Origin of the sequence: Mangrovibacterium lignilyticum, assembly GCF_010882175.1 — a bacterium.
GTDB lineage: Bacteria > Bacteroidota > Bacteroidia > Bacteroidales > Prolixibacteraceae > Mangrovibacterium > Mangrovibacterium lignilyticum.
The window spans coordinates 1,119,701-1,139,097 of record NZ_WKLH01000001.1 but is presented as its reverse complement, the minus strand read 5'-3'; the positions used below and the strand labels follow the sequence as shown (position 1 = coordinate 1,139,097).

Sequence of the window (19,397 nt, the reverse complement as noted above, 5' to 3'; positions counted from 1 at the left end):
ATATGAGTGACGAAGAAATCGCGAAGTTGGAAACAGAGGTGAATAAGTTGAAGTTTAAAGCGGGTCAAAAGGCCAGCGAATTGCACGACTTAATCGAAGACCGCCTGATGACTGATTTTGAAGAAATTCCCGCTTTCGCTGAAGAGGCTTATGCTGCGTGCAAAGCCTGGAGCGACAAGTTGAAAGAATTAAAACAAATCAAGGGCGTTTAACTGAACATGAATTAGCCTTGTGGGGGTGGCCTTTGGGTTGCCCTCTTTTTTTTGTCCGATCTGCCAGGAAGGTATGGCTATGTGGTTGTATGATAAATTTCTACAGTCTTTACTGAACTGTTCTTCCGGTAGCGTAGAATGCTTTTAAATAAGCTTGAAACATGTTTTTCAGCATAAAAAACCATTACATTTGTGGCCTCAAATTTTTGACACGATGGCTGCATATGTAAATAACGTGATGATTATCCGTCACGAGCTGATTGCCCGCTTAGTACGCATGTTTCAGGCTGGAGAACTTGAAACGAAAATTAATTCCCTTGCGGTTGAGTTGTATCCTAAAGATCGTCAGGCAAGAGGACGTTGCTGTATTTATAAAGAAAGGGCGATTACCCGATACAAAATGTTACCGCTTTTAGGATACGAGGTTCCTGAAGATGATATTGATTTACACCCCTTAAATGAATATGCAAAGGGATCGTTGGAACGGAAGCAGCCGTCGGAATCGATTTTGACCGTCGTTGATGAGGCATGTGCCGGCTGCGTGCAGGCGAATTATATGGTTACCAATCTTTGTCGGGGGTGTGTTGCCAGTCCTTGTGTGATGAACTGCCCGAAGAATGCCATTCGTTTCACTCCGTCAGGACAAACCGAGATTAAGCCGGAAGCTTGCGTGAACTGTGGACTGTGTCAGAAAGCTTGTCCTTATCATGCGATTATTTATATGCCGATTCCTTGTGAAGAAGCTTGTCCGGTTGGTGCCATCAAAAAGAATGAGCATGGCAAAGAAGAGATTGATGCTGATAAGTGCGTGTACTGTGGAAAATGCATCACTGCTTGTCCGTTTGGGGCCATTTTTGAGCTGTCGTCGATTATCGATGTTATGCAAGCCATTGAGCGTAAAGAACAGGTAATCGCGATGGTCGCTCCTTCAATTCTGGCCCAATATGCCGAAACTCCGGCTCAGGTTTTTGCTGCCATTGAAAAAATTGGTTTCTCCGAAGTTGTTGAAGTTGCTCGTGGAGCCGAGAAAACTGCCAGCAACGAAGCTCTCGAGCTAAAAGAAAAATTGGAGGAAGGCCAAAAGTTTATGACAACATCTTGTTGCCCGTCTTATGTTGAGACAGTTCGGAAACATGTTCCGGGTTTAGCACCTTACGTATCGCACACGCCATCACCGTTGGCTTATACGGCCGAAGAGTTACGAGAAAAATATCCGAATGCCAGGTTGGTGTTTGTCGGACCGTGTGTGGCTAAGCGCAAAGAGGCCCGCGATCAGAACAGTGCTGATTATGTTTTGAGTTTCGAAGAGTTGGATGCCATTATGGAAGGTATGGAGATCAATCCGGTGAAAATGGAAGGCATTGCTGTGGAATCGTACACCAAAGAATCACGGGGATTCGCACAGAGTGGGGGAGTGCTCGCGTCTGTTTTAGCTGAAAAGCAGGTTGAGAATTTCAGCTATGAAACCATTAATGGAATTGATAAAGCGATGATTCGTACCATGAAACAGATGGAAAAAGGCAAAGTCAATGCCCAATTCTACGAAGTCATGGCTTGCGAAGGCGGATGCATTGCCGGACCGGGGGCCAATATCAAATCAGCCAAAGCGAAAAAGTACTTTATTAACTCGATGAAAGAGCTTTCCAAGTAGTCGTGAGACACGAGTAAGAAAACCGTCATTAATTGTCAGGTGAAAGTGGATGATCACAGAACACGGCGAATGATCAGTTTTTCCGGATCAGCATTAAGCCGTCACGAAGTGGCAGAATAACCTGTGACACCCGAGCGTCGTCTTTCACCTTTTGGTTGAACTCAAGGATGCCGATGGTTTGTTCGTCGCGTGGATCAACTTTTTCAACCACTTTTCCGTCCCATAGAATGTTGTCGGCCAAAATATAACCGCCGGGGCTTACTTGATCGAACACGAGGTCGTAGTAGCGGCTGTATTCCCGTTTGTTGCCATCCAGAAAAACAAAATCGAAGGTTTCAGCCAGTGTTGGTATGATTTCGCATGCATCGCCGATGTGTTGCACGATTTGGTTGTGCAGACCAGCTTTTTCAATGTACTTGGAAGCAATCCATTCGAGTTCGTCATTAAGCTCAATCGTGTGTAATTTCCCGTCTTCCGATAGCCCTTTGGCCAGGCAGATCGCTGAGTAGCCGGTAAAAGTTCCGATTTCCAAAATTCGTTTCGGTTGAATCATATGAGAGAGCATGGTCAGCAACATGCCCTGGATGTGTCCGGAAAGCATTCGCGGTCGCAAAATACTGATGTTGGTCTCCCGATCCAATTCATATAACACCGGATCCTCGGGCGAACTGTGTTCCAGAATGTATTTGTCGAGTTCGTAATTTGGTTTCATCACTCGTAAATTAAAGTACTGAGGGCATTGTTGTCCAGCACCTCGTTGGCAATTTCCAGCAACTGACTGTCAGTTATCCCCTCAATCTTCTTGTAAATCACCGGCAGGCTGTCAATTTTATTGTATAGCAAAAAGCTTTTCCCAAGTGTGAGCATCAGGTCATCGCGGTTTTCACTGGAGATTGCTATTTGTCCAATCAGCTGTTTTTTTGCCTTGGCTAGTTGTAGCCGTCCCAATTTCTTCTCCCGAATCAGTTTAAACTCTTTTTTCACCAAGCGAATGGCTTTCTCCAGGTTTTCACGATCGGTCCCAAAGTAAACATTGAACTGGCCGGTATCCGAAAAAGCCGTGTAATTCGATTCAACATTGTAGGCTATTCCGTTGCGTTCGCGCAGGGTCAGGTTCAGGCGCGAGTTCATCGATTGGCCTCCAAGAATACTATTTAGTAAAACCATCCCCATGCGCTTTTCATCTTGTGCGTTGTAAGCAATGTTGCCAATCACGCAATGGCTTTGGTAGGTGTCCATCTTTACCTGCTTGAAACCCGGGATATAGTTGTCGAAAGGTTGACGCGTTTCAATACGTAATTTGGCTGGTATTTCAGCGAAATACTTTTCAGCAAGGGAGCGAAAACGTTCGAATGGAATATTACCCACAGAACTTAACACCATTTCATCGGTGTGGTAGTTGTTTATAATGAAGCGCAATATGTCGTTGCGCTTGAACGATTTAACCAATTTAGGTGTTCCGAGAATATTTCGGGCAATAGGGTGGCCATCAAACAGCAATTCGTCAAAATCATCAAAAATCTGTTCCGAAGGGCTGTCTTTGTACGAATTGATTTCCTCAATAATGACTTCTTTCTCCCGTTCGATTTCACGCTCGGGGAAGGTACTGTTCCGGATGATGTCGCTGATGAGCTCCATGCTCCGGCTGTAATATTCATTCAGGAAGGTTGCATAGACGGCTGTTTCCTCTTTGGTGGTGTAGGCATTCATTTCCCCGCCCACATCTTCAATACGACTGAGGATATGGTAGGCCTTCCGTTTTTTGGTTCCTTTAAAAATGACGTGCTCAATGAAATGGGCAATACCCTGTTCTTCGATCAGCTCATCGCGCGAGCCGGTATTCAGGATGATGCCGAAATGTGCCGCCGGAGAATCTACTTGTTGGTGGATTATCCTGATTCCATTCGATAATATGCTTGTGTCTATTTTCACGTGATGCTTAATTGGAGTGCAAAAGTAGGAATACGCGAAATAAATACAATCGATAATTTCATGAAAAAGAGAGATTTCTAACGAAAGAGCCGGAAAAAACATTCGAGGGCCTTATTTTTTATTTTGAAGTCAAAAATTTTGCTCTATATTTGCAACCGCAATTGCGAAACACCGCAGTCGCACACCAACGGTGCCATAGCTCAGTTGGTAGAGCAATGGACTGAAAATCCATGTGTCCCTGGTTCGATTCCAGGTGGCACCACCGGTCAGGGGAAAGATGAAAATCTTTCCCCTTTTTTTATCTCCTTGTTGTTGGGGAAATATTTTTTTTTGATGAAAATGAAAATCCGTTCGTTACTCTAAAGTTTTCTACTATATTTGCGACCGCAATTGCAAAATGCTGCAGTCGCACACCAACGGTGCCATAGCTCAGTTGGTAGAGCAATGGACTGAAAATCCATGTGTCCCTGGTTCGATTCCAGGTGGCACCACCGGTCAAGAGGAAAGATGAAAGTCTTTCCTCTTTTTTTGTTTTTTAATTTGGCTTTTTCTAAAAGGGAGGACAAAAAAAAATGGAGGTTCCCGGAGATTTCTGAGATTAAATTATCAAATTCGTATTCATACTACTCCATACATACAAACCCAACTGTTTCTTTGCTTTTAATGTTTACGTTTGAACAATGAGATTAACGTTTGAAGGATGAAATACTTTCTGGTGATTTTTTTATTAAGCTTGGTTTTGTTTTTTTCGTTCCTTGGAGGAACAAGTGTTTTTCCGGTGGCAGAGGCGCGCAATGCAGAATGTGCCCGTGAGATGCTGCAACAAAATAATTGGGTAGTGCCGACGTTTAATGGCGAACTGCGGACCGATAAACCGGTTTTGGAGTACTACGGTATGATGATCGCTTATTTGGTCGGTGGCGTGAATGAGGCCAGTGCGCGCTTTTTCTCGGCCGTGTGCGGTGTGTTAATCGTACTGGCTACCTTTTGGATTGCCAAACGCCATATCAGTCTGAAAGCAGCTTGGTGGTCGGCTTTGATTTTACTCTCGTCGATGCATGTTGTTGCCCAGTTCAGGGTGGCCACACCCGACCCGTACCTGATTTTTTGCCACACGCTTTCGCTGTACTTGTTTTACGAGGGCTGGAGTAGCGGAAAATGGAAGTGGTATGGCGGAATGTACATTTTCCTGGGGTTGGGTATTCTGGCCAAAGGACCTGTCGGGCTTCTATTACCGGCGTTGTCGGCTTTTGTGTTTCTGCTCGCCACCCAAACGTTCAACTGGCGAACAATTCTGGCGTTGAAACCCTGGTGGGGAATTCTATTAACTCTTCTTTTTAGTTTGCCCTGGTATTTGGCAGTTGATATGGAGACCGGTGGTCGATGGACTCAAGGTTTTTTCTGGGAGCATAATTTTGATCGTTTTAATAGTGGGATGGGAAGTCACAGCGGACCGTTTGTTCTAAGCTTTCTTTTCATTATTGCCGGAATGCTTCCTTTCTCGGTTTTTGCCGTTCGGGCTTTCAGAAATGCCTGGAAGAGCAAAAAGGCAGAGCCGATTCTGCTGTTTGCGATTATTTCCGTTGCATCAGTCGCTGTTTTCTACGCATTTTCAAAAACAAAATTGATTAACTACACGACACCAGCATATCCGTTTCTTGCGATTATTATTGGTGGTTGTATTGCGAAGTTGGTGGATGAAAAACAAACGAAAAAGCTTGTTAAGCCCGAACTGTATATTTTTGCACTTTTGGCTGTCGCGTTTCCTTTTGCGGCTTATTTCCTGACCCAAAATACTGAACCTTTGGATTCTGTTTCATGGATTTTCTGGTTCTTCCTGTTTTTACCAATAGGAGCCCTACTTGCACTTTTCTTAAGTCGAAAATCACTGGAGAAAGGAATACTTGCGATGTCGATAACCTTTATGCTTGCAACAGTTGTGTTTTTTGCCGGTCCGTATCAGATCATCGATGATCAATCTCCCATTCGTAAATACGAGGAGCTTGTTCGGTCTCACGAAAATGTTGTTGCCTACAAGAACTTCGACGATGCTTTTGCTTTTTATGTGCAAAATCCCATTCCGGTATTTCAAACTGAAAAAGAGCTGGAAGCCTATTTGGGGAATCACAAAGATGTACTTGTATTATGTCGTGACCGGAACTTGACTTACATGGACAGTATTCCGAACTTACGGCGTGTAAGCATCGATCACGACCTGTTTAGCCGTCGGTCATCGGGTGTTTATCACAACAGAAGCAAGGCTGTTGAATCTAAGGAAAACCTGGTGTTTGAATCAAACTGATTATTCTCCCTGTTCGGCATTTTCTTCTTCAAACTGATGTAACAGTTGGGCGTATTTGCCGCCATGCTCCAGCAGTTGGGCGTGATTACCGCGCTCAATGATTTGCCCTTCTTCCAAAACCAAAATCAGATTGGAGTTTTTAATCGTGCTGAGGCGGTGAGCCACGGCAATAACTGTTTTTAAAGAGAAGATATTGGCAATGGCTCGCTGAATGTATTGCTCGGTTACCGAATCAACTGCACTGGTTGCTTCGTCAAGGATGATCAACTCGCTGTTGCCTGCAATCGCTCTGGCGAACGAAATCAGTTGAGCTTGCCCTTTGGAAAGGTTGTCTCCATTATCCTGAACCACAAACTGGTATTTATTGGGCAGGTTGTTAATGAATCGGTCAGCATATACAAATGAAGCCGCTTGCACAACATCATCGTGGCTGACGGCTTTCCGGCCGAGAGCAATATTGAATTCAACCGAGTTGTTGAACATGAAAATGTCTTGCTGCATGACCGAAACGGTTTCGCGCAATTGGGCCAAAGGAATGTCGCGAAGCTCGGTGCTGTTAATTTTGATGGACCCGCGGTAGCCGGTGTAAGTCTTTGCCAACAGTTTGATGATGGTTGACTTTCCTGAACCGGTTGTGCCAACTAATGCCAGTCGATCTCCTTTGTTTAGTTTGAAGGAAATATCTTTCAGAACATCGGGACCATCTTCTGCATAGCGAAAGGAAACCTGATTGAACTCAATTTCCTGCAAGGCCAGCGGTTGCGGTGTTGTTAGTGCCTGTCCGGTATTTCCTGTTTCAACGGGTTGCTCGTATAGTTCGCTCACGTGTTCCAAGGCCGACAAGGCCCGTTGTATAGTCGATATTTGTTGGGCAAACTGCTTTACCGGAATAAACAACCGTTCCAGTGTTGTGACAAACACGATCAGTACGCCAAGTGTAAATGCATGATCCCAAATTTGGATAGCTCCGTACCAAATTACCAGCGCTGTTGCTACCGAGGTAATTCCTTCAACAGTCGAATACAATGCCGAATCGTAAACGTTGGAGTGGTTTTGCGCATCGCAATATTGCTTGTTCAGTTCATCAAACTTTTGATGAGCTTCATTTTCGGCCGCATAAAGTTGAATGGTTTTCATCCCGTTCAATGATTCCTGCAGGTAGGCTGCCGACTTGGCAAGGCTGGTTCGCGAGTTGTTATAGGCTGTCCGCATCTTTTGGCGTAAAAAGCGCATCACCAAAACAATTACCGGTACAACCAACAATAATACCAGGGTGAGTGACCAATTCAGGTAGCAGAGGTAAGCCACCAAAGCGATGGTTTTGATACTGTCGGCCAGTAAGCCAAGAATCCCAGCAGCAAACGATTCCGAAATGGATTCCATGTCGCTGGTGAGTCTTGACAGCGTTACCCCGATTGGTTTTTTATCGAAATAGCTCAGTGGGAAACGCAGCGATTTTGCAAACAATTCTTTCCGAATATCGACAATTGCCAAACCACCCGACTTGGAGAATGAATAGCTGTAAACTCCGTCGAACAGCAGGTTTAGAATTAATACCAAGGCGAGAAATACGATCTGAATTTTCAGTCCGTCCACATTCCCCGGTACAATGTATTGGTCAATAATATTTTCAACCAGCCAAAGAAACAGGATGCCTGCCACCGTTGTGATGGGAATGGACGCCATGCTTAGGAAGAACCACTTTTTGTGCGGAACAAAATAGCGTCCGAACTTCCGAAGCAGTTGCCAGTCTTTGCCTTGTAGAAAACTATTTTTAATCTTGGTCATGATCTTCGTTTTCGAAATTATTTTTCCTTCTGCAGTTTGGCTATTTCACGGTAAAACTCCGATTGCTGCATTAATTCATCGGGGCTGCCTTGTGCTGCGATTCGTCCGTTTTCCAATACCAATGTGTGGTCTGTTTTTTCCAATACACTAATCCGGTTCGAAATGATTACCAAACTTTTGGCTGGATGATTATCGACAATTTGCTTAATCAGGAAACGTTCGGTGTCAGTGTCGACCGCCGAGAACACATCGTCGAGAATCAGTACATCACAAGGTGTGTATAGGGCTCGAGCCAGGCTGATTCGCTGTTTTTGTCCACCGGAGAGCATAATGCCTTTTTCGCCAACGAGGGTTTTCTCTTTTTTGGTGAATCGGGCCATTTCGTCTTTGAAGGCACTTTTGAAAATTACCTCATCGAAATCATTCTTTTCTTTTGCATTCTCAGAGCCAAAAGCAATGTTGTTTTCAATCGAGTCGGAGAACAAAAATACTTCCTGGCTAACAGTCCGAATCACCGATCGAATATCTTCTCCATGCATTTCAGCCGCGTCTTTTTCTCCGAAATAAATCATGCCTTTGCCTGCTCGCAGATGTCCGTTTAGGCAATTGATTAAAGTGGTTTTTCCGGCTCCGACTTGCCCGGTTATCCCGATTACTTGCCCCGGCTTTATGGTAAAGGAAATGTTTTGCAAGGCGGGTTGTTCTCCGTTGTGGAAGGTGTAGCTTAGGTTGTTCACCCGAATCCCTTCCTTAAAAAGAGTGTCTTTTTCGTTTTTCGGCAAATGTGGCTTGTCGTCATCAGTTCCTTTGCGTGCCAGGATGGTTTGAACGCTGTCAATACCGACCATCCCTTGCTGAAAAATGGTGAGTACCCATCCCAGTCCCATGATCGGTTGCGCCAGCAAGGCTGCGTACGCGATGTACGCCGTCAGCTCACCAATGGTAAATTTCGCGTTGATCACGTACATACCGCCAACCAACAGAACCAGTATTTTGAGTATTTGACCGAGGTTGGCAAGCAGCGGCATGATGAAGGAACGAATCCAGGTAATTTTCATGGTTTCGTCATACAACTGTTCGTTGTCTTTTTTCAGCTCACCTTCGGCATAATTATAAATATTGAAACTTTTAATGACACTGTTTCCGGAAAGAAACGAAATGGTTTTTCCTGATAAACTTTGAAGGGTATTCATACGCATGTGCGTATATTTCACCATAACGGCCATCCCAACCCGAACGGTAACAAAAATGACAACCATTGGGATGATGCAGTAAAGCGTCAGTGCCGGCGAAAGTTGCCACATTTTATAAGGGGTTATGGAAAGCGACAGGATGATGTTTGCGATTTGTAGGATTCCAAAGCCAGTGATCATCCGCACCCCATTTATGTCGTTGTTGATACGTGAGATGATCGATCCCGTGGAGTTGCCATCGTAATAGTCTTTCCCAAAGGATGCCAGCTTCTTAAACATGGCACCTTTTAGTTTTCGTTCAATCAGGCGTGCCGGAACGAAAATTAAGATGCGCGAGAGCGAGCGGACAACGATCAGGCCAATTGCCAGGGCGGCAATAATCAAAATATTTCGTTGAAAGTCGGCTTCATTTCCACTTTTGCCATTCGCGATCAGGTCGATGGCTTTTTGAATGTATACCGGAATGGTAACCGATGCCCAAACCGTTAGGGTCAGGAAAATAATCCCTCCGGTATACCACCAGCGGTATTGATTTGTGTAACGTAATAAGAACTTTAGTTTTGAAAGCATGAAGTTATTTCCTATTGAGCAATTTACGATTCACCATTCTACGGGAAATCGACTATTCAGATGCGCGGGTGTTTTTGTTATTCGGGAACTTATTTTTAACATCCGTCATTCTATTTAATATTTACTGATCAGCTTGGACAGCTTTGCAATTGTAATTCGCGCCAGTTTTCCAACAGTTGAATTAAATCCGAGTTGAAATCGTCCCGGTAGCAATCCAACAGCCGTTCAGCCTGCGTGATACCACTGTTGGTAATACACCGAACCGGATCCAGGTATTGACTTTCGTCGTTGGTGCCACACCGTTTGGCCCGTCGGGTTAATCCGGCTGAAGCCAAGGTGTATAAATATTTTGAAATCTTTCCTGCATCCAAATGTTTGCTGCTTGCTTTCAATCCTTTTACCGGAACTTGATCCCGGATTTCCTGAATTTCATTGATATCCCAGCCAGAAATCAGTTCCATCGCTTCGTTGCGACTCTCTTCATCATACAACAGTCCAACCCAGAAAGCAGAAAGTGCCGCGATGTGTTTCACACAGCTTGCATCGGCTCCGCGCATTTCAATGTATTGTTTCAGGCGGACATCGGGGAACACCGTTGAACAGTGAATCTCCCAGTCTTCCATCGTTGGTGACAATTGGTGTTTGCCGTTCATAAATTCACGGAAGGTGATTCCATTAGCCGACAAATATTCACCATCACGGTAAATGAAATACATCGGGATGTCGAGCAAGTAATCGACCCAGCGCTCAAAACCGAAACTTTCGTCGAAAATGAAAGATTGAAATCCGCAGCGATCCGGATCAGTGTCGTTCCAGATTTGTGTGCGGTAGCTGAGGTAGCCGTTAGGCTTTCCTTCAGAAAAAGGAGAATTGGCAAAAATAGCCGAAGCAAAGGGTTGAAGCGCTTGTGCAACACGCATTTTCTGAATCATATCTTTTTCGCTGGCATAGTCCAGGTTGACCTGAATGGTCGCTGTGTTGGCCATCATTTCCAACCCCAGATTTCCTTTCGTTGGCATGTGTTCTTTCATAATGGCATACCGTTTTTTGGGCATCCATGGAATATCTTGCACTTTCCAAAGTGGATCAACACCCATTGGCAAACTGAAGAATCCAAATTGCTGGCAAATCGCACGCAGCTCCTCGAAATGTTTCTTTGTTTCGATAAAGGTGTGGTGAATGGTTTTGAAGTTCTTCCCCGAAAGCTCGAATTGCCCTCCCGGCTCCAGTGTGATTGAGGCTCCGTTTTGTTGCAGTCCTATCAGAAATTCTTTTTCCATGATGGGCTCCCATCCGGAGGTTTGCATATGCTTCAGGATGGTGCTAATGCCTGATTCGGTATTGTATCCCAACCGTTTGAAGTTTTCAATCCGGTACAGGAATTTCTCGTGTTCGGTACCAATTCCCCAGTCGTCGAATGGCGTACAACCCTGAACGAAATAATCGATCAGTTGGGATTTGTTTAGAATTGCTATTTTTTTCTCTATTTCTGTCATTGGGGGCAGTTCATGGCATATAAACGCGTTCTTATTTGGAATTCAAAATACTATCAAGGACATATTTTTCAACTTGCCTGTTTTTCCCGATGTACGGAAAATCGTGCATCGACAACATAGCCGGTGCGTTCAGTTCCACAACAATATAGTTGTCTGTTGACGGTTCAGCTTGCCAATCATTAATGATAATGTCGATCCCGGCAATGCTCAAGCCGGCAGCCTGCGCAGCTTGCTCGGCTATTTGGTTGTAAAAAACGGGCATCTCATCGGTCACATCAATGCTGTCTCCTCCGGTGCTCAAATTCGAATTCTTACGCAAATATACCTTTTCACCGGCGTCTAAGATACTTTCCAAAGAGATTGACTGGGCTTTTAAATGTCTTTTAACTTCTTCGTCAACTTTGATCTTCAACAGCGGATGGCGGTAATCGTTTCCGCGTCCTTTGTTTTTCTGGTCAATGAGTTGCTCCACAGTGTGTTTTCCATCGCCGGTGATGTTTGCCGGCTCGCGGAAAGCGATTGCTCTGACTATTCCGTCAATCACCAGGAAACGGAACTCGCGTCCTGCAAAGAACTCTTCGACAATCACCCGTTTGGAGAAAGTGAAAGCCCGTTCGATGGCCTCCTGCAATTCTGCTTGCGATTGAATGTTGGTGGCTACAGCAATCCCGTGATCCGTGTCAGCAGGTTTTACGACCGCAGGAAAACTGATTGTCTCAAGTGATTTCGGATCGAATCCGTTTTGCAGCAACAGTCCTTTTGCCTGACGGATGCCTTTTCTTTTCAGAAACTGGCGTGTCATCCATTTATCGTTTGAAATCCAGTATGCAATCAGGCTGTTGGCATCCGAGATGGTGCCTTCATGAATGACGTACTCTTTACCTTTGTAGGTCAACGCAATCAGGTTATTATTTGCGTCAATGACCTCGAAGGGAAGCTTCCTCCGCAGAATTTCGGCAATAATAATTTGTGTGGTGGCTTCAAATTCTTCGTAGCCAGCGAGCGGCGTGAAATTGTAATTCGGGTTTTCCATTTTCTGTTTTCGTTCGGAGCATTCAAAGTTAAGCATAAACCCGTTGAATTGTTTGCGGTTTTCCGAAAGAGGCGCAAAGGGAGTATGCAGTCCAACTAAAACAGACGGGCAGTCAAAAAGATTAAACAGTTTCTCAATCGATGAAATTTCCCTCAGTTCTGATTTGTTTTCAGTGTTTTGTCTGGTTTTTCGGTCAGTGTTGCGCAAAGTGCATTTTACACCACTTGACTCCTTCTGCAGTAATTTTTAACTTTTTGTCCAGATCGTAATAGTAAAAAGTTACATCGTCGCCTACGCGGGTAAAACCATCACCTTCTTCCAAGTCGTGGCGTCGTTGCGCTTCAATGACCTCAATGAGTCCCATTTTTGCCAAATTCTTTTTGGCGTATAAGATTTCAGAACCCTTAAAATCATGCAGCGGTTGGATGCCATTAGCATCCTTATAGTTTAATACGCCTTGAAGTGATTTCTCCGCTGGACTTCCGTTGTTGTACAGAATATCTAAGATTTCTTGTTGTACCTGATTTAATTGATTTTCCATAGGTTGAAGATTTTTTGACTGTCGTCGGTTTGAAAACTCAATTTTGGTCTATCTCTAACCGGTTATACTGAATCCGGTTGAATCTGTTTCGGATGTTCATGTCCGATTTTTAGATTTTTACGGGCTTTATCATATTTATTTCCTTTTATACTCGCTATTTTTAGGCGATTCAATTTGAAAAGATTCTAAAATTCAGATAAAGCCTATGAAAAAGTTTGTTTTAGTCTGCCTGCTCCTGTGGGGCGGTGGGATTGTTTTTGCCCAAAACAAGGTTGAATGTGTTCAATGGAAAAGCTCTGAGGCTGTGCAGCTGAATCTGCCTGCATTTGCAGCCGATGGATCGATAGACGGGAAAGAGTTTGACAGGGCAGCTTTGCTCGAAAATTCTCAAGTTGACCTGAACCCGGAAACAAAGGAATGGAATTCCGTTGAGGTTGGCACAGATAGCTTATTGTCGCAGATCAGTGTCGCGGATGAGTTGATTCAGTTGTGCGGTTATATTTCGAGTGACCGGTGGGTGAAAGCTCAGGTAAGTTTGAGCACCAATGCGATTTATGAACTGTTTCTGGATGGTCAAAAACTAAAATCGCAAAGCCAGGTGAGTAAGGATCAGGTGGATGTTGATTTGACCTTGACAAATGGCAAACATCAACTTCTGCTGAAGCTCATTAGTTCAGAGGAAGTGCTGAAACTTGGAGCGTCAATCAGTTGTAAAAGTGACTCGAGTGAAGCGATGCTGAACTGGACTTTGAATGAAATACGGCCGTTAAACATTCACGATGTTTTGGAGGGCGAATCGGTTTCATCGGCCAAAATTTCACCTTCGGGGAAATATGTTTTAGTCAATTATACCAAAGTCCTTCCCGGAAGCGGAGAGAGCAGCAAACATACCCGGGTTTTCGATCTGGAACGGAACACGAATGTGTTTGTGTTGCGCAATGCTGATTCGTACAGGGCCGACTGGATGCCAAAAACAGACCGATTGACTTACACCGTTGAAAAGGATGGTTTGTCGGATTTATTTATTTACGATCTGAAAACAGGGGAGGAGCAAAAAGTGGCCTCCTCGATTAAAGATATGGGTGCTGCTAGCTGGTCGCCCAATGAAGACTACTTGATCTACTCGCGTTTTGAGAAAGGGAAAGATCCGGGTGATTTGAAGCGAATCTATGGTAATGATGATCGTTTGCCTTACTTCCGCGATCGATCGTTCTTGTATCATTTGGACCTTAGCAATGGAATCGTGACGCCCTTGACTGCCGGTTACCTTTCGGCAAACTTGCAGGATATTAAACCTGATGGAACCAGGATTCTTTTTTCAACCAGCCGGATGGATTATGCTGAAATTCCCTTCAGTAAACAGAATCTGTATGAATTGGATATTCGTACGATGGAAGTCGATACAGTTTGGAAAGACAAACTTTATGGCGGCTATTGTCAATATTCGTCCGACGGAAAGCAATTGCTGGTGACTGGCGGTTCGGAATGTTTTGGTGAAATTGGCGTGAATGTGAGCGAAGGACGAATTCCGAACAGCTACGATAATCAACTTTATCTTTTCGACCTTCAGCATAAAACGGCCCAAGCGCTGACCCGGGAATTTGACCCGGTGATCAACGATGTTCATTGGGCAAGGGATGGCTCCGTTTATTTGTCGGTCGCGGAGAAAGATTACGTCAATCTTTACCGGTTGGAGCTAAAGTCGAAGAAGTTTACAAAAATCGATTTGCCGGTAGATGTTTTGGGTAAAATGAGTTACGCCCGCGATAAAGCATCAGCTGTATTTGAAGGAACCAGTATTAGTTCGCCGCAAAAGTTGTACGCGATTGATTTAGAAAGCGGAAAGTCAGAGCTGTTGGATTTCCCGAAAAAGGATGATTTTCAATCGATTGGGTTTGGTAAGAATGAGGATTGGAATTTCACCAATGCAAATGGAACCACTATTTACGGCCGTATTTACTATCCTGTGAATTACGATCCAACTAAGAAATACCCTTTGATTGTCAATTATTACGGTGGTACATTGCCGATTGATCGTTCATTTGGAGGACGTTATCCGGCAAATACCTGGGCTGCTAACGGCTACATGGTTTATATTCTGCAACCCAGTGGTGCAACAGGTTTTGGTCAGGGTTTTTCGGCTTTGCATGTAAACGGATGGGGGTTGGATGCCATTGACGACATTATTGACGGTACCCAACAATTTTTAGCAGCGCATCCAACTGCGGACGATGAAAATGTAGGTTGTATTGGTGCCTCGTATGGTGGGTTTACAACGATGTTGCTGCAAACCCGAACCAATATTTTTAAAACAGCCATATCTCACGCCGGGATTAGTGCATTGAGTAGTTACTGGGGCGAAGGCTATTGGGGGTATTCCTACAATGCCGGTGCCGGTAGGTACAGCTATCCCTGGAACCGAAAAGATATTTATGTAGATGAAAGCCCGCTGTACAATGCCGATAAATTTCAAAATTCCATCTTGCTATTGCATGGAACATCTGACACGAATGTGCCGGTCGGAGAGAGCCTGCAGTTTTATGCAGCCTTGAAAATTCTGGGTAAGGATGTTGAGATGGTGCTGGTGGATGGACAAGATCACCATATTCTGGATTACAAGAAGCGGCTGGAATGGCATGATACCATTATTTCGTGGTTCGATAAAAAGTTGAAAAACCAACCTGAACATTGGGATGAAATGTATCCTGATAAGCAATTATAAGCGATCAATAATGAAGAGCCTTCGATAAACACGGAGGCTCTTCATTATTGCACTAAGGAATAGTGGTGGAAAGTGGATCGTTCTGATTGTTTGAAACTCGGAACCTGAATTCTCTCTGGTTATGTTGATTCAAACGAACAAAAAAAACACCGTGCCAGAGGGACGGTGTTTTTCGGGGCAAAAGTTATAAAAGTATTACGATGACTAAAGCAGCCTTTGGGGTGTGCTCTTGTCAAATTTCACTAATGTTTTGATCTAAAAACCATGGTGTAAATATCACGTTTATCTTCTCAGTCAAGTAGTATTAATGTCTAAAAAACTGTCACGGATGTTTAAAGTGATCTGGGTTAATGGCTTTTACTTCAGTGTTATATCTTTTTGTGAATACGTTTAACTCTTATTTTGCCAATGATGGTTAATCTTTATTTTGTTTGAATCCGGACAACAAAGCCACCACCTTTTTTCATCGTTAGATGAAGCGGTTTGTTTGCCGAAACATCTTTTTTGACTGCTTTGTAATCTTCCGCATTTCGATTGGCGTTAACACCATCAACGAGCATTGTCGCTTCATAATTTCCGGTGCCGAGTAAAGACGAAAGATCTAATGTGACATCCCGTTCTGTCCAATCATTCATTCCTCCGATATACCAGATGTTGTCCTTTTTTCTGGCAATTACAATGAATTCGCCCAGCTTACCATCCAGTACTTTTGTTTCGTCCCAGGTTGTTGGAACAGCGCTCAAGAATTCCAGAATGTCCGGATACTTTTCGTAGGCCGTTGGCGCATCGCATAGCATTTGCAGCGGAGCAAAGTAGACTACAAACATACCCAGTTGGTGACAGCGGGTACCATTACTCCCCGGATTATAGTAGCTGAGGTGAAAATCGTTCTGTACAAAATTGGTCATTGCGCCAGGCGTGTAATCCATTGGGCCGGTCATCATGCGAGTGAACGGCAGATCGACGTTGTGCGACGGAGTTTGCTCGTCGTTAAACTTATTGTATTCGTTGCCGTGCACTCCTTCGTAGTTGATCAGGTTGGGGTAGGTGCGGTGTAAGCCGGTTGGCTTGGAGCAACCATGAAAGTCGACCAACAAATGGTGCTTGGCTGCTTCCTGAATTAGTCGTTCGTAAAATTCGATTGCCAATTGATCGTCACGGTCAATGAAATCAACTTTCACACCAGCGATGCCCCACTTTTCAAACAACTCGAATGCTTCTTTGTACTGACGGTCGATGGTGTGCCAAACCGCCCATAAAATCAGTTTAACTCCTTTCTCTTTGGCATACTGAGTCAGGTGCTCCATGTCAACCATTGGGGTTGGTAGCAGCACATCGAACTGATCGGACCAGCCTTCATCCATAATTACATACTCAATGTTGTTTTTAGCGGCAAAGTCGATGTAGTATTCATAGGTTTTGTTGTTGACTCCGGTTTCAAAATCAACTCCTTCCAGGTTCATGGCATTCCACCAATCCCAGGCTACTTTACCCGGTTTTACCCAATCGGCATTAATTTTTGAGGGACGGGCCAGTTTATAAACCAGATCCGAGTCAGCCATTTCCAAATCGGTGCGCGAAACAGCGATAACCCGCCAGGGAAATAAGCGGCTTCCTTCTGTTTTTGCGATGTAGTCAGCACGGTCTGTCACTTCAAGATGGAAGTTGTTTTGTTGCCATTTTGTTGGGTAGGTTGCAAACTTTCCGTCGAGGTATGATCGGTGTGCGTGGTTGATCGATTTTGACAGGTACATGCCCGGATAATCGAACAAATCCGATTCAAGTACAGTCAGGTAAATGCTGTCGGCCATAATAACCGTTGGCAGGTTGATGAGATTCTGAGGGCTTACGTCCCGCAATCGCTCACGCGTGTATAATTGCTCAAAGGAAGTGGAAAAGGAATCGGCGACCTTGCTCAGCATGTTATGGTTTTTCCAAAAGCGATATTCAACTTCTTCGTTATAAACCAGCAGCTCGCCCTTTTTACTAGTTTTGAATCGATAGGCAACTCCGTCATCATAAGCACGAAAGATTAGGGAGTACCCATTTTTGAAATCGAGTGTCAGCTCGTTGTACTGATCTTTGACTTCGCTGCGGGTTCCCCAAACAGTTTTGATGGATTGATCAACAGAGTTTGAAGATTGATTCAAAAGCACCGGATTTTGTCCCAGTTCTCCCTGGTTTGTGCTCATCGAAATAGGAGAGTACCACATGGTTCCTTTCTCGTCTACCTCCAAATTGTAGTAAATCCGGTCGGTTAGTTTGACGTTGATTTTAATGGTGTTGTTGGGGGACGAAACAGAGGCTACCTGCCCCAGTACTCCCGTGTAGAATGTCAGTGCGACCACGAGAGTGAATAATAATCGTTTAATCATTGTATGTTGTTGTTAAGGTTTATTGGAACCCAAAGTTAAAAAAAGAAGAATTATGGTGCCGTCGTCGACTACATTTAGTTCACAACGGACTGAATCGGTTTTGTACCATCAAGCTTGATCTCATAAGGCCATTGTTCATCATTGTCCGGATCTCCATCGAAGATGTGTTCCCAATGCTGAGTAGGAGCGCCAACGACAACCAACCAAAGCCATTGCGTATTCTCAGGAACCGTGAATTTTGCCTGACCGTTGTTCTGAGAGGAGGTGTCGCTATAGATGCGCTCACCGTTGCTTTTTTCAGCAACAAAACCGTATCTCCAACCTGCTCTGTCCGTGTTGACTGCATGATATCCCTCTGCACCGGCAATTCCTTTGAAATCAAGTTTTATTTCGGTCCCACCTGCCGGAACCTCCAATTGAATGCCGTTGTACCCATAATTCTGGGGACATTTGTCGGCAGAAATTTTGTACCAACCGTCACCGTCAATTTCCATTTTTGTCGTGTGTTGGTTGGCAAAATTGCTGGCAACTTTTCGGATTCGATTCATATCCCAAGTCATGAAATGGAGATAAGCATCCAGCATCTCGTCGTTAAATGCTGACTGGTCAATTCCGGTGATCCGTTTGTAGGTCATGATCGCATCTTCTCCTTCTTTCGCTTTGCGCCAGAGCTTGGCAATAAAGTCAATTCCATGTTTTTCGGACCAGTATTCGAGCACGTAGGGAGAGCAATACATGTTGTCTTCGTGCAAAAATGCCTTGTGCGTATTATGCATGAAAATTTTTAAATGATAGTTCTCAAAGCGCATCCAGTCCGGGTAATAATGCCAGAGCATATATTGTGAAGTCATTTCGAAAATACTTTGGCCTTTGCTGCCTTCCGGCGACGAAGTGAACCCCCAGTGGCCATCGGCTGAAACCATATACTGAAACGCATGCCCCATCTCGTGCGCCATGGCTCCGTAAGGTTTATCCTGAATGCGTCCCGGCGAAAGCCACATGACTCCGATCGAGTCGTCGGCACCGCCTCCGTAAACGGTTCCGTCTTCGTTGTAGAAAACGTAAAAGTTCATCCGGTATTTGTCGGTGAGCGAATGGCCTTGTTCAACAAATTTAAGGCTGTCGCGAAAAAATTGAAACATCTTTTCACTTTCTGCAATTAAATCATCCAAATCGAACCGGAATTTAGGATCGCTTGTGTTGGAAGGGGCTTTGCCAAATCCGGATTCCCAAAACGCGACCAGGTTTTCGGTTTCTTTCATCCGGTAAAAGTTGAACCGGCTGGTGCTGTCGTTGTAGTCATTGTCTTTTGCAACCTGCCAGGCGTCAACCGGAAGATAGGTTTCTTTATTTTCGACTGTAGCCGGATTGGTGCTGTTTGTCTTTTTTGAAAGTTGACAAGCCACCTGGATCAGAAGGATGAACGCTGTGTAAAAAGCTAATTTCGTTTTTGCCATTTTTAATCGGATGAATGATTTTCATGATCTGCCGGATGTGTAGCAGATCTCAAGATAAAGTAGCGGAAAAGGCATGAGTTGGCTTGGCAGCAATGTGTAAAAAACTTGCAGCAATGTGTAGATTC

The 19,397-nt window shown here is 44.4% G+C and carries 13 protein-coding genes and 2 tRNA genes; 6 read left to right on the top strand and 9 right to left on the bottom strand.

Annotation, left to right across the window (positions count from 1 at the left end; translation table 11 throughout):
* Positions 1-2 precede the first annotated feature (2 nt).
* Both GJV22_RS04655 and GJV22_RS04650 read left to right on the top strand, forming a co-directional pair.
* Positions 3-212, top strand: a complete 210-nt coding sequence (locus GJV22_RS04655) for a CCE_0567 family metalloprotein (protein ID WP_163709362.1) — start codon at positions 3-5, stop codon at positions 210-212.
* A 214-nt stretch (positions 213-426) separates the two neighbouring features.
* A complete protein-coding gene (locus GJV22_RS04650) occupies positions 427-1,863 on the top strand; it encodes a monomeric [FeFe] hydrogenase (RefSeq protein ID WP_238480277.1) in 1,437 nt (478 codons plus the stop codon).
* 73 nt (positions 1,864-1,936) lie between these two features.
* Here GJV22_RS04650 and GJV22_RS04645 read toward each other — a convergent pair whose 3' ends face one another.
* Together GJV22_RS04645 and GJV22_RS04640 are read right to left on the bottom strand one after the other, a co-directional pair.
* On the bottom strand, positions 1,937-2,575 hold the full coding sequence (locus tag GJV22_RS04645; protein ID WP_163709359.1) for an O-methyltransferase: 639 nt from the start codon (positions 2,573-2,575) through the stop codon (positions 1,937-1,939).
* The gene (locus tag GJV22_RS04640; RefSeq protein WP_238480276.1) at positions 2,575-3,795 is read right to left on the bottom strand and encodes a M16 family metallopeptidase; all 1,221 of its coding nucleotides are present in this window, start codon (positions 3,793-3,795) and stop codon (positions 2,575-2,577) included. Before GJV22_RS04640 ends, GJV22_RS04645 begins: the two co-directional genes overlap by 1 nt.
* Before the next feature lie 189 nt (positions 3,796-3,984).
* Here GJV22_RS04640 and GJV22_RS04635 point away from each other — a divergent pair.
* The 3 genes from GJV22_RS04635 to GJV22_RS04625 all read left to right on the top strand — a co-directional run bounded on the left by GJV22_RS04635 (position 3,985) and on the right by GJV22_RS04625 (position 6,097).
* Positions 3,985-4,057, top strand: a tRNA-Phe gene (locus tag GJV22_RS04635).
* 156 nt (positions 4,058-4,213) lie between these two features.
* A tRNA-Phe gene (locus GJV22_RS04630) sits at positions 4,214-4,286 on the top strand.
* A gap of 209 nt (positions 4,287-4,495) precedes the next feature.
* Complete coding sequence (locus tag GJV22_RS04625) at positions 4,496-6,097, top strand: ArnT family glycosyltransferase (protein WP_163709355.1); 1,602 nt, start codon at positions 4,496-4,498, stop codon at positions 6,095-6,097.
* On the opposite strand, the gene GJV22_RS04620 is transcribed toward GJV22_RS04625, so the two are convergent.
* The 5 genes from GJV22_RS04620 to GJV22_RS04600 all read right to left on the bottom strand — a co-directional run bounded on the left by GJV22_RS04620 (position 6,098) and on the right by GJV22_RS04600 (position 12,718).
* Positions 6,098-7,885, bottom strand: coding sequence for an ABC transporter ATP-binding protein (locus GJV22_RS04620; RefSeq protein ID WP_163709352.1), 1,788 nt, complete (start codon positions 7,883-7,885; stop codon positions 6,098-6,100).
* A gap of 17 nt (positions 7,886-7,902) precedes the next feature.
* Entirely contained in the window at positions 7,903-9,648 is a 1,746-nt protein-coding gene (locus GJV22_RS04615; RefSeq protein WP_163709349.1) for an ABC transporter ATP-binding protein, read from the bottom strand.
* Positions 9,649-9,776: 128 nt separating this feature from the next.
* Entirely contained in the window at positions 9,777-11,144 is a 1,368-nt protein-coding gene (locus tag GJV22_RS04610) for a glutamate--cysteine ligase (protein ID WP_163709346.1), read from the bottom strand.
* Between the two features lie 31 nt (positions 11,145-11,175).
* Positions 11,176-12,177 (bottom strand): glutamate ligase, encoded by a 1,002-nt coding sequence (locus GJV22_RS04605; protein ID WP_163709343.1) that lies wholly within the window; start codon positions 12,175-12,177, stop codon positions 11,176-11,178.
* A gap of 193 nt (positions 12,178-12,370) precedes the next feature.
* Entirely contained in the window at positions 12,371-12,718 is a 348-nt protein-coding gene (locus tag GJV22_RS04600; RefSeq protein WP_163709341.1) for a hypothetical protein, read from the bottom strand.
* Positions 12,719-12,923: 205 nt separating this feature from the next.
* Here GJV22_RS04600 and GJV22_RS04595 point away from each other — a divergent pair, with 205 nt between their 5' ends.
* Entirely contained in the window at positions 12,924-15,440 is a 2,517-nt protein-coding gene (locus tag GJV22_RS04595) for a S9 family peptidase (RefSeq protein ID WP_163709338.1), read from the top strand.
* A gap of 422 nt (positions 15,441-15,862) precedes the next feature.
* Here the strand turns inward: GJV22_RS04595 and GJV22_RS04590 are convergent, their stop codons facing one another.
* Positions 15,863-17,815: a glycoside hydrolase family 97 protein gene (locus GJV22_RS04590; RefSeq protein ID WP_163709336.1), complete on the bottom strand. Its 1,953-nt coding sequence runs from the start codon at positions 17,813-17,815 to the stop codon at positions 15,863-15,865.
* 74 nt (positions 17,816-17,889) lie between these two features.
* Positions 17,890-19,272, bottom strand: a complete 1,383-nt coding sequence (locus GJV22_RS04585; RefSeq protein WP_163709333.1) for a DUF6055 domain-containing protein — start codon at positions 19,270-19,272, stop codon at positions 17,890-17,892.
* Between the last annotated feature and the right edge of the window lie 125 nt (positions 19,273-19,397).

What these genes read in the sequence shown, in the direction of transcription:
- GJV22_RS04655 (WP_163709362.1), top strand. Translation starts at nt 3, where the DNA reads ATGAGTGACGAAGAAATCGCGAAGTTGGAAACAGAGGTGAATAAGTTG.
- GJV22_RS04650 (WP_238480277.1), top strand. Translation starts at nt 427, where the DNA reads ATGGCTGCATATGTAAATAACGTGATGATTATCCGTCACGAGCTGATT.
- GJV22_RS04645 (WP_163709359.1), bottom strand. Translation starts at nt 2,575, where the DNA reads ATGAAACCAAATTACGAACTCGACAAATACATTCTGGAACACAGTTCG.
- GJV22_RS04625 (WP_163709355.1), top strand. Translation starts at nt 4,496, where the DNA reads ATGAAATACTTTCTGGTGATTTTTTTATTAAGCTTGGTTTTGTTTTTT.
- GJV22_RS04620 (WP_163709352.1), bottom strand. Translation starts at nt 7,885, where the DNA reads ATGACCAAGATTAAAAATAGTTTTCTACAAGGCAAAGACTGGCAACTG.
- GJV22_RS04615 (WP_163709349.1), bottom strand. Translation starts at nt 9,648, where the DNA reads ATGCTTTCAAAACTAAAGTTCTTATTACGTTACACAAATCAATACCGC.
- GJV22_RS04610 (WP_163709346.1), bottom strand. Translation starts at nt 11,144, where the DNA reads ATGACAGAAATAGAGAAAAAAATAGCAATTCTAAACAAATCCCAACTG.
- GJV22_RS04605 (WP_163709343.1), bottom strand. Translation starts at nt 12,177, where the DNA reads ATGGAAAACCCGAATTACAATTTCACGCCGCTCGCTGGCTACGAAGAA.
- GJV22_RS04600 (WP_163709341.1), bottom strand. Translation starts at nt 12,718, where the DNA reads ATGGAAAATCAATTAAATCAGGTACAACAAGAAATCTTAGATATTCTG.
- GJV22_RS04595 (WP_163709338.1), top strand. Translation starts at nt 12,924, where the DNA reads ATGAAAAAGTTTGTTTTAGTCTGCCTGCTCCTGTGGGGCGGTGGGATT.
- GJV22_RS04590 (WP_163709336.1), bottom strand. Translation starts at nt 17,815, where the DNA reads ATGATTAAACGATTATTATTCACTCTCGTGGTCGCACTGACATTCTAC.
- GJV22_RS04585 (WP_163709333.1), bottom strand. Translation starts at nt 19,272, where the DNA reads ATGGCAAAAACGAAATTAGCTTTTTACACAGCGTTCATCCTTCTGATC.